The organism is Idiomarina piscisalsi, assembly GCF_003987095.1.
GTDB classification, from domain to species: domain Bacteria; phylum Pseudomonadota; class Gammaproteobacteria; order Enterobacterales; family Alteromonadaceae; genus Idiomarina; species Idiomarina piscisalsi.
In genome coordinates this window covers 107,633-123,193 of sequence record NZ_PIQA01000003.1, presented here as the reverse complement: position 1 = coordinate 123,193, position 15,561 = coordinate 107,633, and the positions used below count along the sequence as shown (strand labels likewise).

The 15,561-nt window shown below is 48.3% G+C and carries 11 protein-coding genes; 7 read left to right on the top strand and 4 right to left on the bottom strand.

Annotated elements, in window-relative coordinates; translation table 11 throughout:
• Position 1: 1 nt before the first annotated feature.
• Positions 2–1,216, bottom strand: a complete 1,215-nt coding sequence (locus CWI73_RS05445; RefSeq protein ID WP_126751882.1) for a DcaP family trimeric outer membrane transporter — start codon at positions 1,214–1,216, stop codon at positions 2–4.
• Positions 1,217–1,370: 154 nt separating this feature from the next.
• On the opposite strand from CWI73_RS05445, the gene acs reads away from it, so the two are divergent.
• The 7 genes from acs to CWI73_RS05410 are packed head-to-tail and all read left to right on the top strand — an operon-like array spanning position 1,371 to position 10,898.
• Positions 1,371–3,311: an acetate--CoA ligase gene (gene acs / locus CWI73_RS05440; RefSeq protein WP_126751881.1), complete on the top strand. Its 1,941-nt coding sequence runs from the start codon at positions 1,371–1,373 to the stop codon at positions 3,309–3,311.
• Between the two features lie 21 nt (positions 3,312–3,332).
• A complete protein-coding gene (locus tag CWI73_RS05435; RefSeq protein WP_126751880.1) occupies positions 3,333–3,965 on the top strand; it encodes a response regulator transcription factor in 633 nt (210 codons plus the stop codon).
• Complete coding sequence (locus CWI73_RS05430; protein WP_126751879.1) at positions 3,962–7,417, top strand: hybrid sensor histidine kinase/response regulator; 3,456 nt, start codon at positions 3,962–3,964, stop codon at positions 7,415–7,417. Before CWI73_RS05435 ends, CWI73_RS05430 begins: the two co-directional genes overlap by 4 nt.
• 23 nt (positions 7,418–7,440) lie before the next feature.
• Positions 7,441–8,430: a UDP-N-acetylmuramate dehydrogenase gene (murB, locus tag CWI73_RS05425; protein ID WP_126751878.1), complete on the top strand. Its 990-nt coding sequence runs from the start codon at positions 7,441–7,443 to the stop codon at positions 8,428–8,430.
• A 28-nt stretch (positions 8,431–8,458) separates the two neighbouring features.
• Complete coding sequence (gene birA, locus CWI73_RS05420; RefSeq protein WP_126751877.1) at positions 8,459–9,442, top strand: bifunctional biotin--[acetyl-CoA-carboxylase] ligase/biotin operon repressor BirA; 984 nt, start codon at positions 8,459–8,461, stop codon at positions 9,440–9,442.
• A 9-nt stretch (positions 9,443–9,451) separates the two neighbouring features.
• On the top strand, positions 9,452–10,237 hold the full coding sequence (locus CWI73_RS05415) for a type III pantothenate kinase (protein WP_126751876.1): 786 nt from the start codon (positions 9,452–9,454) through the stop codon (positions 10,235–10,237).
• 28 nt (positions 10,238–10,265) lie between these two features.
• Positions 10,266–10,898 carry a tetratricopeptide repeat protein gene (locus tag CWI73_RS05410; protein ID WP_126751875.1) on the top strand — a complete coding sequence of 211 codons (633 nt, stop codon included), beginning with the start codon at positions 10,266–10,268 and terminating at the stop codon, positions 10,896–10,898.
• Positions 10,899–10,924: 26 nt separating this feature from the next.
• Here the strand turns inward: CWI73_RS05410 and nspC are convergent, their stop codons facing one another.
• The 3 genes from nspC to CWI73_RS05395 form a co-directional block, all read right to left on the bottom strand.
• Positions 10,925–12,058 (bottom strand): carboxynorspermidine decarboxylase, encoded by a 1,134-nt coding sequence (gene nspC, locus CWI73_RS05405; protein WP_126751874.1) that lies wholly within the window; start codon positions 12,056–12,058, stop codon positions 10,925–10,927.
• 11 nt (positions 12,059–12,069) lie between these two features.
• Positions 12,070–13,269, bottom strand: a complete 1,200-nt coding sequence (locus tag CWI73_RS05400; RefSeq protein WP_126751873.1) for a saccharopine dehydrogenase family protein — start codon at positions 13,267–13,269, stop codon at positions 12,070–12,072.
• Positions 13,270–13,353: 84 nt separating this feature from the next.
• Positions 13,354–15,522 carry a prolyl oligopeptidase family serine peptidase gene (locus CWI73_RS05395; protein WP_126751872.1) on the bottom strand — a complete coding sequence of 723 codons (2,169 nt, stop codon included), beginning with the start codon at positions 15,520–15,522 and terminating at the stop codon, positions 13,354–13,356.
• Positions 15,523–15,561 lie beyond the last annotated feature (39 nt).

Genomic DNA, 15,561 nt, shown 5'->3' with positions numbered 1-15,561 from the left:
TTTAAAACTTGTACATCGCCATCAGTTGTAGACGGTTTAAGTCGCCGTCAACATTGGCTTCGGTTTCACGATTGGCTTGTGATATTTCGGCACCAAAGGTTAGGTTTGAAGCCGGTGAATACATGAGGTTAAACGCCAGACGCTGAGTGTATTCAGTCATGTCACCAGCAAGAGCCAGTAATGCTTCATCGTTGTCAGCCCAGCCTCGTGAATAAACAACGTTTGAACGCAGTTTCTCAGTCCAGAAATGGCGGTATGCAAATGAGATACCGGTTGAGTCAATGGCTTCTAATTCGCCGTTAGCATCGATATAGGCGCCGTTCCAGGTGTTAAGACCTAAGTAGCGGCCTAAACCCGAGCCGGTGGTAATGGATGCACGAATGTCGTCCATGCCAAAGGTGTATTTAGCACCAAAGCTCACACCGTAACCGAAAGTCGTTTCGTCATCACCTGTTTGCGTCACGTCATAAGTCAGCTGGCGTAGCAGTGCAGAAGCCTGCCAAGTCAAGTTGTCAGACTTACCCGTGTATTTGAAGGTGACATCTGGCATAAATCCATCACTGGAAACGATGCGGTCGCCCAGCGCAGTTGCGCCATTAGCCCGGGTTTCTGTAACTGTTGTCTCGGGGTTTTCAATGGAAGCGCTGAAGCCGCCCGAAGTGTAGCGGATCTGTGCCTGACGGTTAAATATAATGCCGTCGGTGATACCGATAAAATCGACTGATTCAGCCAGAATATTCAGATCCTGAAAGTTTGACCAGGTTTGGCCAAAAGTCCAGTTACCATATTTTAAAAATGCCTGGCGCAAGCGCGGGTTGTAAGAGTTAGAAATACGCTCGTCGCCGTCTGGGGTTAGCTGAAAGTCCATTTCAATATGGCCGGTCAGTGTTTCACCATTATCCAGATCAGTATTTGTGGTAAAGAAGAACCGTGACTGGCGGGCATGGAAATCGGTGATTAAGTCATCGCCGTCACCGCCCACCGGCGTAACACTAGGAATATATTGTTGGCGGGCAATGCTGCCGCTGCTGGTGGCAAAATCGCTAGTATTTTTGCCCGATTCATAGTCGGCATAATCAGACACCAACATATCCAGCTTTACGTAACCGCCAAAGTCAAAATCCGTTTCCTGAGCCTGCGCACCAAAGCTTGCCACACCAAGTACAGCCGCTGCTGCCGCCGTATACTTAAACTTGTTTGTTTTACTTGAGGCCATCGTGTGTTCTCCCATGTCAGCCAAGTTTGTTGAAATATTGCCGTTAAGTGTCGTTAATTGGTCAATTTTTATCAATCTAGACTATGGTCTAATAGTGTTTAACGCGCGTAAAACGTACAACAGTTACCATCTTGCGAATAAGGAGGAAGAGGTAATGTCGCAACTGTATCCAGTTCCAGACCATATAAAATCAAAAGCTAAAATCGACAATGACGGTTATAAAAAACTGTACCAGCAATCCATTGATGACCCCGAAGGCTTTTGGAGTGAACACGGAAAGCGCATTACTTGGTTCACACCCTATAACAAAGTCAAAAATACAACGTTTGAGCCGGGTAAAGTCAGCATCAAATGGTACGAGGACGGCACTTTAAACGCTTGTTATAACTGTGTCGACCGTCACCTCGCTGATAAAGCTGACAAAACAGCTATTATCTGGGAAGGCGACGACCCTAGTGTAGACAAACACATCACCTACCGCGAGTTACATAAAGAGGTATCTCGTTTTGCTAATGGCCTGAAAAAACTAGGTATTGGTAAAGGTGACCGGGTCGCTATTTATATGCCTATGGTACCGGAAGCGGCTTATGCCATGCTTGCCTGCGCGCGCATTGGTGCAGTGCACTCGGTTATCTTTGGCGGTTTCTCACCAAATGCTATTGCCGATCGCATTAACGACTGTCAGGCAAAAGCTATAATTACCGCCGACGAAGGTCGCCGTGGCGGCAGCACTATTGGTTTGAAAGCCAATGTGGATAAAGCCTTGTCTGATGGCGCTTGCCCTTCATTAGAGCACAGCATTGTATGTCGTGTAACTGAAGGCAAAGTTGATTGGACAGAAGGTCGTGACGTTTGGTGGCATGAGTTGATTGGCGATGTCAGCGATGAATGCCAGGCAGAAGTGATGAACGCCGAAGACCCGCTGTTCATTCTTTATACGTCCGGCTCGACCGGAAAACCGAAAGGGGTTGTGCATACTACCGGTGGTTACATGGTGTATGCGTCAATGACGCATGAGTATGTCTTCGACTATCACGATGACGATGTTTACTGGTGTGCAGCCGATGTCGGCTGGATTACTGGTCACTCGTACATTGTTTACGGGCCGCTGGCAAACGGTGCAACCACACTGATGTTTGAAGGTGTGCCAACGTATCCCGGGGTTGGCCGTATTGGCGAAATTGTTGATAAACACAAGGTCAATATCCTTTACACCGCACCAACGGCAATCCGTGCTTTAATGGCGAAAGGTGACGAAGCAGCGAAGACGTCGACCCGTGAAAGTTTGCGTATTCTGGGTAGTGTTGGTGAGCCAATTAACCCGGAAGCCTGGGAGTGGTACCACCGCGCGATTGGTAATGGTAAATGTCCAATTATGGATACCTGGTGGCAAACCGAGAACGGCGGTATTTTAATTGCACCACTGCCGGGTGCTACCGATTTAAAACCCGGTTCTGCGACACGTCCTTTCTTTGGTATTCAGCCAGCATTGGTTGACAGTGAAGGCAATGTGCAGGAAGGCGAAGCCGAAGGAGGTTTGGTTATTAATGACTCATGGCCTGGTCAAATGCGTACTCTGTGGGGCGACCATGAGCGTTTTGAGCAAACCTACTTTTCGACTTTCAAGAACCGTTATTTCAGTGGTGATGGCGCGCGTCGTGACGCCGATGGTTACTACTGGATAACTGGTCGCATGGATGACGTTCTGAATGTATCGGGACACCGTCTAGGTACTGCTGAAATTGAAAGCGCGTTGGTTGCTCATAAATCGGTAGCTGAAGCGGCTGTAGTAGGTTATCCGCATGACCTAAAAGGTCAGGGTATCTATGTTTATGTCACACCTGTTGAAGGTGTGGAAGTAACGGAAGAGCTGACCAAAGAAGTGCGTAATTGGGTGCGCTCTGAATTAAGCCCAATTGCAACGCCAGACTTAATCCACTGGACGAAAGGTTTGCCGAAAACACGTTCAGGTAAGATCATGCGTCGTATTCTGCGTAAGATTGCCGCTAACGAATATGAGAATCTCGGTGACACCTCTACGCTTGCTGATCCAAGTGTGGTAGATTCATTGATAGAGAATCGAATGAATAAATAATGTCACTTAATTTGGAATCTCATGGCGAAATTTTTAATCGCAGATGACCACCCTCTGTTTCGCGAGGCGCTGCAAGGCGCTCTCGCGAATCATTTTTCTGAGCTTACCTTACGCGAAGCCGAAGACCTGGACTCGACACTCGCGGCGTTAAACAAAGACGACGATGTCGACTTATTGCTGCTCGATTTGCACATGCCCGGCAGTGGCGATTTATACGGCCTTATTCGGGTGCGTGAAGACTACCCGTTATTACCTGTTGCTATCATTTCCGGCAGTGAAGACGCGTCAATTGTTGCTAAATGCATTGGTTTTGGGGCGCTTGGCTTTATTCCTAAGTCGCTGCCGTCAGCGGAAATAGCAGAGGCGATAGACACCATTTTGCAAGGTGAAACCTGGGTGCCTAAAGAGTCCCGCGAGCGCCTGGATGTCATATCTGACGAAGACCAGGAACTGGCGCGTAAAGTGTCTGAGCTGACACCTCAGCAGTACCGGGTACTTCATTTTTTACACGAAGGCCTGCTAAACAAACAAATCGCTTATCAGTTGAATATTACTGAAGCGACTGTCAAAGCTCACATTACGGCAATCTTCCGTAAACTCGGAGTTTATAGCCGTACTCAAGCCGTGCTGGTCGCTGAACGCTTACAGTTATGACTTGGTTGCTGGTATTCGCCTCTCTGGCGTATGTCATTTTTCTGTTTGCCGTAGCAACTTGGGGCGACCGTTTAGGCTCTTGGGCGAATAAAATCAGCCATAAGCCAATGATCTACTCCATGTCATTGGCCATTTATTGCACCTCCTGGACTTACTATGGCGCTGTGGGTAATGCGGCCACCGAAGGTTGGGCGTTTTTTCCCATTCTGCTGGGACCCATTTTACTCTTTATTTTCGGCATTCGAGTTTTAGAGAAACTGGTGTCTGTCAGTAAGCAACAGAACATCACGTCAATTGCTGATTTTATCTCGTCTCGTTTTGGTAAACGAAGACGGCTGGCGGTTGCGGTGACTGCCATTGCCGCTGTTGCAATAATCCCATACATTGCTCTGCAGCTGAAAGCGGTAGGTGTCAGTTTCTCTGTATTGACCGAGAGTACTGGCGTAATGTCAGAGTTTTCGATTAAAGAGCTTGGCGCCGCCGCACTTATGGCAATATTTGCTATGTTGTTTGGTACGCGTCATGTTGAGGTGACCGAATATCGCAGCGGCATGATTTTAGCGATAGCGGTTGAGTCTATGATAAAGCTTATCGCTTTGTTAGCCGCAGCAACCTTTGCCTGGACACTTATTGCTGAGAACCTTTCACCGTCATTACTTAGTAATTTTACTTCTGTAACAGCTCCTCAGTGGTCTATTTCTAAGTTTGGTGAGTTCGAGTTTATTGTTCAAACGCTAATGGCTGCGGGAGCTATTTTATGTCTGCCTCGTCAGTTTCATGTGGCGGTGGTCGATAACGTCGATACTAAGCATTTAAAAACTGCCCGTTGGGGGTTTCCTCTTTATCTTAGCCTGACCGCTGCGGCTATTATTCCTATTGCCATTGCGGGCAGTTTCTTCTTAGGTAATAACGGCGACGGCTCAACGTTCTCATTGCAGTTACCTTTGCTTAAAGACCAACTGTGGTTGTCGCTCATTATCTTTATCGGAGGTATTTCTGCGGCTACCGCGATGGTGATTATTGCGTCGGTTACGTTAAGTACCATGATAACCAACGACGTTATCATGCCGATATTGTTGCAACGAGACTCTAAGCTGCCGTTAAAGCAGCGTAAACGAGAATATGATCGGGCACTGCTGTTAATTCGCCGAGTAGCCATTGCGGTTACTATGGTGTTGTCATTCCTGTGTTACTACTTCTGGGCGGCTCAGACCAACCTGGTTAGTATCGGTTTGCTGGCATTCTCGCTGGTGTTGCAATTGTTACCGGCATTACTGGGTGCATTATATTGGCGAAAAAGTCATGCCCGCGGTGTTTACGCCGGACTGGGAGCCGGCTCCATTGGTTGGATGCTAGCGGTGTTAATACCGCTGTATTCATACCCTGAGCTCACCGACGTCGAAATTATAACGAGAGGCACTGTGGTATCGCTGGCGCTCAATGCGTTTAGCTTCATTGCATTCTCTTTGTTGGCACGCCCTAGGCTGGTGGATCGTATTCAGGCAACCGCTTTTGTTAAACCGAAAGCCCAACTGCCGGAACAGCAACATCTGCATAAAGACTATAACGCAACCAACGCAGATATGATGCTGCTGCTGAAAACCTTCTTAGGAGGTCAACGTGCACAACAGCTTATGCAGTATTTTCAGCAGCCAGAAGATAAAGAGTTATTGCCAGAAGAGCTGGCAGACAAGTCCTTTATTAGTTTCGTAGAGCGGGCCATTGCGGGTGTTCTTGGGTCTGCAACAGCGCGCTCCTTGGTCGATGCGGCATTACGGGACAAACAGCTCAATTTAGAAGAAGTGGTGCACTTTTTTGATGACACCACGCAGGCGCTGCAAACTCAACAGTCAATTCTATTCAGCTCGCTTGAGAATCTGGCACAGGGCATTAGTGTTGTCGATGCCGAGCTTCGTTTGGTTGCCTGGAATAAGCGCTATCTAGATTTATTCGACTACCCTGAAGGCATGGTGAAGCCTGGGCAGCCTATAGCGACGCTGATACGGTACAACGCTGAACGTGGTGAATGCGGGCCGGGTGACGTCGATGAACTTGTTAATAAGCGACTGCGCTATATGCAACTGGGCTCGGCTCACCGTTTCATTCGTCGCCGTGCCGACGGCCGGGTCATAGAAATGGTTGGAAACCCATTACCAACCGGTGGTTTTGTAACTAGCTTTACGGACATTACTGAACACGTTGAAACCCAGCAGGCACTTGAAGATGCTAATATCGACCTTGAACAACGCGTCGACGTACGCACACAGGAAATCCGCGAAATAAACCAAGAGTTAACGGCGGAAATTGACCGGCGGCGCGAGGTGGAAGAGGAACTTAAGAAAGCCAAAGCGGAAGCCGAGGCCGCGAATGCCTCAAAAACACGTTTTCTGGCACTTGCCAGCCACGACATATTGCAGCCATTGAATGCGGCACGCCTGTATTTGTCGGCGATACATGAAAAAGAACTGTCTGATAAAAACCAGCAGTTATTGGGTAAGCTCGATACGGCGCTTGGCTCAACCGAACATTTGCTTTCGACGTTGCTTTCCATTGCCAAAATGGATCAGGGGGCGTTGCAGCCTAAATTCCGGCATGTGCAACTAAGCTCAGTTTTGAAGCCTTTGGTGGAAGAGTATGCGGTGCTGGCCGATCAAAAGCATTTGGATTTCAGAGCCTTTTATGTTGACCGTCCGGTGTTAACAGACCCAACGTACTTGCGTCGTATTGTGCAAAACTTCCTTTCTAATGCGATTAAGTACACTCCCAAAGGCAGCGTTTTACTGGGTGTTCGTAAAAAATCGGGCGAGCTGGAAATATCGGTTTGGGATACCGGTCCCGGCATAGCAGCGCAACAGCAAAATAAGGTTTTTGATGCGTTCTATCGTATTCAGAATCAGAACGTTGAAGGCGTCGGATTAGGCTTAAGTGTGGCTCAGCGCATGGGTGAGCAACTGGGCTGTGACGTGGAGGTGACCTCTGTTGAAGGCAAAGGTTCACGGTTTTCGGTTAGAGTGCCTTTGGGGAATGCGGCTCAAGTCATTGATAAACCCAAACGTAAACTCGATGAGGGACCCAATGCGTCATTACGCTTATTGGTCGTGGACGACGACAATGAAAACCTGAATGCGGTGAGTGCATTGCTGAATAAATGGGACTGCGAAGCGGTAACCTTCAATAGTTTTGCTAAGGCGGTTGATTACGCTAAGAGCACCCCTGATGAGCCGCCGCACGGCATACTGGTTGATTATCAGTTAGGCGACGGGGACGGCCTGTCGTTGGCTGAAACTTTGTGGGAACAGTGGCAGCGTAAAGTGCCCACCGCGTTAGTGACAGCCATGAGTGATGACGCGGTGAAACAATCTGCACGAAAATTAGGCCTGCAGTTTTTACCAAAACCCGTAAAACCGGCTGCGTTAAAAGCCTTTTTGAAATATATTAGCATGCGAAAGTAATTGGCATTAACGTGAGGCCTCGCTTGAGGGATTTATCGAACTTACACACATTTCGTTTGCCGGCACAGTGTCGCAACTTTGTTGAGGTGACCAGCGCCGATAATCTTATGGTACTGGAACCGCAAGAGCCTTGGTATCTATTGGGTGAAGGCAGTAACACGGCGTTTATTGAAGACTTCCAGGGGACGGTTATCCATAACGCCCTGAAAGGTGTTCAGGTTGACGAGTTGCCCGAATACACAAGGGTAACAGTTGCTGGCGGGGAAAACTGGCATGAACTGGTGTCGCAGTTGCGCTCAATGGATATTAACGGACTGGAAAACCTGGCTTTGATACCAGGGTCTGTCGGTGCTGCACCCGTGCAGAATATTGGTGCTTACGGCGTGGAAGTGTCACAGTTTATTGAGCTGGTGACAGCCTGGGATGTAGAAAAGCGCCATTGGGCTTACTTTACGCCTTCGGACTGTGAATTTGGTTATCGCGACAGTATTTTCAAACAAACGCCAGGGCGTTGGTTTATCACGGAAGTCAGTTTTCTAATGCCGAAAAAGTGGCATCCAGTGACGCATTACGCACCATTAAATGAACTTCCGGAACCTGTAACTGCGCAGGCAATTTTCGACAAAGTCATTGAGACTCGCCGCCAGAAGTTACCGGACCCGACGGTGACGCCGAATGCAGGAAGTTTCTTTAAGAATCCTGTGGTGTCGATAGAGCATCTAAAAGCTCTGGAATCAAAGTTACCGGGAGTGGTGTCGTATCCTGTTTCTGACAGCTCAGTGAAGCTGGCAGCGGGGTGGCTTATCGACAAGCTGGGCTTAAAGTCGTTATCGGTGGGCAATGTTGGGGTTAACCCTAAGCAAGCTCTGGTGCTGGTTAATAATGGTCAGGCGCAGGGCGCTGAGCTATTGGCGTTAGCGCAAGAGATACAAGATAGGGTGTATGATGTAACGGGCGTGGAGCTTGAGCCGGAAGTTCGTCTCGTGGGTGCTCAGGGACTCATCGAATTATAAATGCTTCAAATAAGAAGGAACGTACGCCATGAAGCAGTCACAACGGCTTGATCAGCTTATTCAGCAGTTATCGGATGGCGAATTTCACTCCGGTCAGTCGTTGGGTGAACAGCTAAATATTTCCCGAGCCGCCGTTAATCAGCATATTCATAAGTTAGAAGAGCTCGGCCTCGAACTTTTTTCGGTTAGCGGTAAAGGTTACAAACTGTCTCAACAGCTGGAACTGCTGGATAAAGAAAAGATAAAACAAGCCACTGAGCACTTCACTAACGAACCTGATTTTGCGGTTTATTCGGTTGTCGACTCAAGTAATGATGAGCTCAAACTGCTGGCGCAAGAACAAAAGTTAGCGGCCGGGTATTCGGTGTTTGCAGAAGCTCAGACAGCAGGCAGGGGAAGGCGCGGCAAGCGCTGGATATCGCCATTTGGAAGTAACTTATATTTCAGTGTTTACTGGCCCCTGGCAGAGGGCATACACGGTGCTATGGGCTTGAGTCTGGCCGTTGGCGTAGCCTTAGCCGAGTGTTTTGAGTCTCTGGGAATTGAGGGCGTTGGCCTAAAGTGGCCGAATGATGTCTATATAAAAGGCAAAAAAGTGTCTGGTATTTTAGTCGACTTAGAAACACTGGCGGACGGATCTGCGCACAGCATTATTGGCATTGGGATTAACCTGAAAATGCCGGAAAGTGTGGCGCAACATATTGACCAGGCATGGACCGATATAAGCAGTGAAATACCCACTATCATGTCCCGCAACCTGATAGCGGCAAGGGTTAGAGATTCGGTTCTCGCGTGCTTGTCGGAATATGATTCGGCAGGACTCAGTGTATTTCAGGAACGCTGGCGTGCTTATGACCAATTTCTCGATAAGCCGGTGCGTCTCATTATGGGACAGCGTGAATGTCTCGGAACCTGCCGTGGTATCGATGAAAACGGTGCCTTGCTGGTGCAGGACGAGACCGGCGTGAAGCGCTACTTCGGCGGTGAAATTAGTTTACGATTACAACAGTAGGGGCATTAGATGCTACTCATTGACGCTGGTAACACACGGTGTAAGTTCGCTTGGTGGGACAAGCATACTGACTCTATTCAGTGGCTGGGGGCTATTGAGCATCAACATTGGTTGAATGATTTGAGTCGCTCGTTAAAGGATATTTTGCTTGGTGTGATTAACCGTGAACAAATTAAAAAGACGACAGAAGCCCTAGGTGTCAGTGTGGCGTCTGTGCAAGTGGTTGATACATTGAATCAGTCGCTGGCCGAACTTGGAATTAACGTGCGCTGGCAAAGTACTCGCGCGACTCAGTTAGGGGTAGTGAACGCGTACCGGGAGAAGCCTGAAGCGTTAGGCGCTGACCGTTGGTTGGCTTTGTTAGGCTGTCATAAAGCGATTACCGGGCATGCGCTTATTATTGATGCCGGTACGGCATTGACTGTGGACTGGCTAACCCGCGACGGGCAACATTTAGGCGGCTGGATAGTACCCGGTCGGCAGTTAATGCTGAATGCGCTTGGTCAGGGCACTGCGCAGTTAGGTAACGTTCCCATCGAGCAGAGTGCTCAGGCAAAACTAGAGCCCGGGGTCAGTACCCGCGAAGGCATGCTGCATGGCATTGAGGCTAGCTTAATCGGGGTTGTTTACGAGGCGGCCAAACTCTCTCCCTCGTTATTTAACGATGAGACGTTTACCGTTGTTGTCACCGGCGGCGACAGCGAACAGCTGGCTTCCCATTTGAGTGGTAATATCTGTCGCATTGATGACTTAACCTTTAAGGGTTTGCGACTTTGTGCCGATAACAAACAGTAGTGACTGATTAAGCGAACCGGAGTAGAACATGACGTGGCATAAAGCAGCGACAATCGCGGCCGCACTAAGCGGTGTCTTATTTGCCTTACCTGCAAAGTCTCAGGACATAGAAGCGGTTCAGCTATATTCTGATGCTGAGCTGGTGGAAATGTTTGCCACAAATGAACACATTACTCAGGTTCGCGATGTTGACCGTTGTCAGTTAGCCCAGGATATTGAGGCTCAGGCAGAGCTTGAACGCCGTCCGACGTACCAATTTCTTTATGGCGATATGAAAGCATGGGGTATTTGCTATGACAGGGATCCTAAAATTGGTTTGCTGTATATGGAAAAAGCAGCAGAGCAGGGGTTAGTCGAGGCGCTGGAGCAACTGGGGCGTTACTATCATGAAGGAAGACTCGTACAGCAGGATATTGAACGCGCTATTTTATACTTGCGTGAAGCAGCTTCTTTAGGAAACCTTCGTGCTCAGCAGCGTTTTGCCAGTATTTTACTGAGTGATCATGGCAGCCCTTATGACTACGAAAATGCCTACCATTGGCTGCACAACTCAGTAACAGGTGATTCTGGTAAGCATCGGGAAATTCAGCAGCAACTGGCGCAACTGTCAGAACGCATGCCACCTTCCGTGGTGGAAAAAGCAAAACGGCCACTGGAATAGTGGCCGCTTTAACGTTTTTTTAAGGACTATGAAAGTCGACTGCGAAAGTCTTCGTAACTAAACTCTCGTATGCAGTCAAAACGCCCGTCTTCACGCAGTATTCCGATAGCCGGGTGCTGTACACCATTGAAAAATGTCGTTTTCACCATGGTGTAGTGCATCATGTCTTCAAATATGAGTCGATCACCAACGGCCAACGCTTGATCAAAGCTGTATTCACCAATGACATCACCGGCCAGGCAACTATTACCTCCTAGACGATAGCTGAAGGCCTTTTCCCCCGGCAGTCCGGCATCAGTAATTGCTGGTCGATAAGGCATCTCTAATACGTCAGGCATATGCGCCGTTGCTGAGATATCAAGTAAGGCGATAGGCCCATTGTTGTCAACAATATCCACCACTTCGCAAACTAACGGACCGGTTTGCCAGGCAACCGCAGAGCCCGGCTCCAGAATTACCTGAAGGTCATAGGTCTCACGTAGGCGTTTAAGTTGGCTTATGAGGTGTTCGACATCGTACCCTTCGCGAGTCATTAAGTGACCACCACCTAAATTAAGCCATTTAACCTGCTTTAACTGTTCGCCGAAGCGGTTTTCTACAGCTTCCAACGTACGTTCTAAAGCGAAAGAGTCACACTCGCACAAGTTGTGAACGTGTAAGCCCTCAACACCCGTTAAATCTTGCTGGCTAAGCTCGCTGGCTCTAATGCCCAAGCGTGACCCGGGGGCACTGGGGTCGTACAGCTCAGTGTCTGCCTCCTGGTGCTCCGGGTTTATACGTAAGCCAATAGAAACGCCGGCTTCAGCTACTTGTTCATGGTAGCGCTGCCACTGAGTCACGCTATTAAAGGACAAGTGGTTTACTAATGGCAGGAGCTCATCAATATCGCCTTGTTTGTATGCCGGCGCATAAGCGTGCACTTCACGACCAAACTCATAGGCGGCCAGTTTGGCTTCCCATACCGAGCTGGCTGTACAGCCTTTCAAATATTGCTTAATCAGCGGAAACGCGGACCACATTGAGTAGCCTTTCAGTGCAAGAATAATATCCGCACCGCTCTTCTCCTGAACGTATTGCATAAGTTCGAGGTTGCGGCGTAGCAATTTCTCATCCAGCACGTAGCATGGCGACGGAATATCCGGCGATAAATAATGGCTCATCAGTGACTCACTTACTTCTCAAACGGTTTGTCGCATTCTTGAACGTGCCATGGCAAACCGTATTGATTCAGACGGTTCATGAACTCATCCGGGTCAAACTGCTCCATGTTCCATACGCCGGGTTTCATCCACTCGCCTTGCAGCATCAATGAAGCGGCTATCATGGCAGGTACGCCAGTGGTGTAGGATACAGCCTGTGCGCCAATTTCTTTATTAGTTTCGGCGTGGTCACAGTTGTTGTAGATAAAAATGGTCTTTTCTTTACCGTCTTTCATGCCGGTAACGTAGGTACCAATACAGGTTTTGCCGGTGTAACCCTCCGCTAATGAACCAGGGTTTGGCAATACCGCTTTCAGAAACTCCAGAGGCACAATTTTCTTGCCTTCAAACTCAACAGGTTCAATAGAGGTCATGCCTACGTTTTCTAATACACGCAAATGCGTCAGGTATTGGTCACCGAAGGTCATCCAGAAGCGCGCACGTTTAATGGTCGGGAAGTGCTTAACCAGAGACTCTAATTCTTCGTGGAACAGCAAGTACGAAGGGCGTACGCCAACATTTGGGTAGTCTAAGTCTTTACGAACACTGATAGGGTCGGTTTCGTGCCACTCACCGTTTTCCCAGTACTTGCCGCGTTGAGTAATTTCGCGGATGTTAATTTCTGGGTTAAAGTTAGTTGCAAAAGCCTGACCGTGATCACCACCGTTGCAGTCAACAATGTCTAAGTAATGCACTTCATCGAAGTAATGCTTGGCGGCGTAAGCAGTAAATACGTTGGTTACGCCCGGGTCAAAGCCAGCACCTAAAAGCGCCATTAAGCCTTTTTCTTTAAATTTGTCCTGATACGCCCATTGCCACGAGTATTCAAATTTTGCTTCGTCTTTAGGCTCGTAGTTGGCGGTATCTAAGTAGTGAACGCCTGTTTCTAAGCACGCATCCATAATTGGCAAGTCCTGGTAAGGCAGGGCAACATTAATAACCAGCGACGGGTTAATGCCGCGAATAAGCTCGGCGACTTCTGCTGCGTCATCAGCATCAACCTGATACACGCCAACAACGCGATCTTTACCGGCTTTGTCCTGAAGTGCCTGACACTTTGACAAGGTGCGGCTGGCTAAGTGTATTTCAGAAAAAACTTCCGGTAATTTCGCACATTTTTGAACAACAACACCAGCAACACCGCCAGCGCCAATAATAAGAACTTTAGACATGAATGCTATCCTTCACAGAAATCGTTAACGGACTTATTTTACGAATAAGATTGCCGCGAAAGATAGCACATTTTTTGAAAATCATCATTGAGAAGCAGAGCTTCTCTTCTCTTTGTTTACATGAAGTTCTTTGTGTAAAAAGGCCCACTTTTCAGCCGCTGACTCAATTTTCATCCACGTTGGTGTGCCAGCGCCATGACCGGCGCGAGTCTCGATATTCAGTAATATCGGGTTGTCACAGCTCTGGTCGGCCTGCAGTGCCGCCGCGAATTTATAGCTGTGCCATGGAGCGACTCGGTTGTCGTTATTCGCGGTGGTGACGAGGGTCGCCGGGTAGCAAGTGCCTTGTTTCGTGTTATGAACCGGAGAGTACTCATATAAAGCAGTGAACTCATCGGCGTTTTCACTCAGGCCAAACTCACTGCTCCAGCCGCGTGCGTTTGCATTGGGCAAGTGATAACGCAGCATGTCCAATACGCCAACCGCTGGTACGGCTGCGGCGAATAACTCCGGGCGTTGTGTCAGAGTAGCGCCTACCAATAACCCTCCATTACTGCGGCCATGGATAGCTAGCTGGTCTTTGTTGGTATAGTTGTTCTTAATTAACCACTCTGCGGCGGCGATAAAGTCATCAAATACTCTTTGCTTGTTAGCTTTTGTACCAGCCTGATGCCATTGTTCACCAAATTCACCACCACCACGCAGGTTAGGTATTGCCAGCACTCCACCCATTTCCAACCAGGCAATACGGTCGGCTTTAAACTCGGGCGTTAAAGAGATATTAAAACCACCATAACCATACAGCAGCGTGGGGTTACTTCCGTCCAGTTCCACGTCTTGAGAGTGCACCAGAAACATAGGGATTTCTGTACCGTCTTTGCTCTCGTAAACTACTTGATGCGTTTCGTATGACTCAAGGTCGGCCGGGAATTCGACTTCCTGCCATAGAGTTGTACGCTGTTGCTCTACTTGGTATCGGTAAATTTTTCCAGGTTCGGTAAAGCCTGAAAAACTAAAGAAGGTGTCTTTAGCTGACGGAGACCCGTTAAAGCCTGACACGGTTCCGATGCCTGGCAATGCAAGCTCTTGCAATACCTTACCTTTGAGATCAAAAATTCCGACACGGGAATGCGCGTTTTGCAAATAGTGAGCAAAGAGTTGACCGTTAACCGCGGAGATTGAGGTCAATGTATGTGTGCTTTCAGGAATTATTTCAGACCAGTTGTTATCACCGGAGTTGTTCATATCAACGGCGATGACTCGGCCTCTTGGGGCCTGGGCGGTAGTCCGGAAATATAGCTTATCGTCATGACTTGTTACATAGTCATACTGTCCATCCCACTTGGTTAACAGCCCGGTGAAAGGTTCGTTGTCCTTGGCTAATGGGCGGCTGAAAACTGCGTTAGCATCATATCCGGAAGACACATTGATTAATAAATAGCGACCATCATGAGTCACTTCAGGATAAGGGTTCCAGCTAGGTTGATTCTGTAACGCGAAGACCAATTCGTCATCACTTTGAGAGCGGCCCAAGCTGTGAAAGTAAACACTAACGGGCTTTGAGTCGTCGTATTTTCCATTAGCATTTTGAGGATAGCGGCTGTAATAGAAGCCGTTTTCGTTTGGCAGCCAAGCGATATTGGAGAATTTAACGCCACTTATTTTGTCGGACAAAACCTTGCCGGACTCAATGTTTTTAATGTGAATTTCGGTCCAGTCACTCCCCTTTTCTGAAACCGCATAAGCAATATACTTTGCGTTGGGAGACACTTGTATTCTGGCCAGTGATAACGTGCCGTCTTCGCTGAGTTTATTCGGGTCAATTAATACTTCCGGGGCGCTCTCTAAGTCCGTCATTGTGTAGAGAATATCCTGGCTTTGCAGACCGTCGTTAGCAAAGTAAAAGTATCGATTCGCGTATTGAAATGGCGTGCCTATTTTTTTGTAGTTCCAAAGCTCGGTTAACCGTTGCTTCAGGTCATTGTAGGCGGGAAGTTTCTGCAAATAAGGTGTTGAAAACTCGTTTTGACTATTGACCCACTGGGAAACCTCTTTCGAGCGGAGGTTCTCCAGCCAGCGGTATGGGTCAGCAACAGTGGTGCCGTGATAGTTGTCTGTCTGGTCAACCGTTTTGGTTTGCGGGAACCCATAAGGCGACTGCTTTTGAGGCTCAGGCTGAGAGCTGCATGCGCTTAGAATAATAGCACCAGACAGCGTAGCCAGTAATACACGAATTGATGAATAACGAGTCATTGCCTTCCCCTTTGTTAAGACTGACTTGATCATAGAAAG

Excerpts from the sequence above, each read along its gene's own strand:
- CWI73_RS05445 (WP_126751882.1), bottom strand. The coding sequence starts at position 1,216 with ATGGCCTCAAGTAAAACAAACAAGTTTAAGTATACGGCGGCAGCAGCG.
- acs (WP_126751881.1), top strand. The coding sequence starts at position 1,371 with ATGTCGCAACTGTATCCAGTTCCAGACCATATAAAATCAAAAGCTAAA.
- CWI73_RS05435 (WP_126751880.1), top strand. The coding sequence starts at position 3,333 with ATGGCGAAATTTTTAATCGCAGATGACCACCCTCTGTTTCGCGAGGCG.
- CWI73_RS05430 (WP_126751879.1), top strand. The coding sequence starts at position 3,962 with ATGACTTGGTTGCTGGTATTCGCCTCTCTGGCGTATGTCATTTTTCTG.
- birA (WP_126751877.1), top strand. The coding sequence starts at position 8,459 with ATGAAGCAGTCACAACGGCTTGATCAGCTTATTCAGCAGTTATCGGAT.
- CWI73_RS05415 (WP_126751876.1), top strand. The coding sequence starts at position 9,452 with ATGCTACTCATTGACGCTGGTAACACACGGTGTAAGTTCGCTTGGTGG.
- CWI73_RS05410 (WP_126751875.1), top strand. The coding sequence starts at position 10,266 with ATGACGTGGCATAAAGCAGCGACAATCGCGGCCGCACTAAGCGGTGTC.
- nspC (WP_126751874.1), bottom strand. The coding sequence starts at position 12,058 with ATGAGCCATTATTTATCGCCGGATATTCCGTCGCCATGCTACGTGCTG.
- CWI73_RS05400 (WP_126751873.1), bottom strand. The coding sequence starts at position 13,269 with ATGTCTAAAGTTCTTATTATTGGCGCTGGCGGTGTTGCTGGTGTTGTT.
- CWI73_RS05395 (WP_126751872.1), bottom strand. The coding sequence starts at position 15,522 with ATGACTCGTTATTCATCAATTCGTGTATTACTGGCTACGCTGTCTGGT.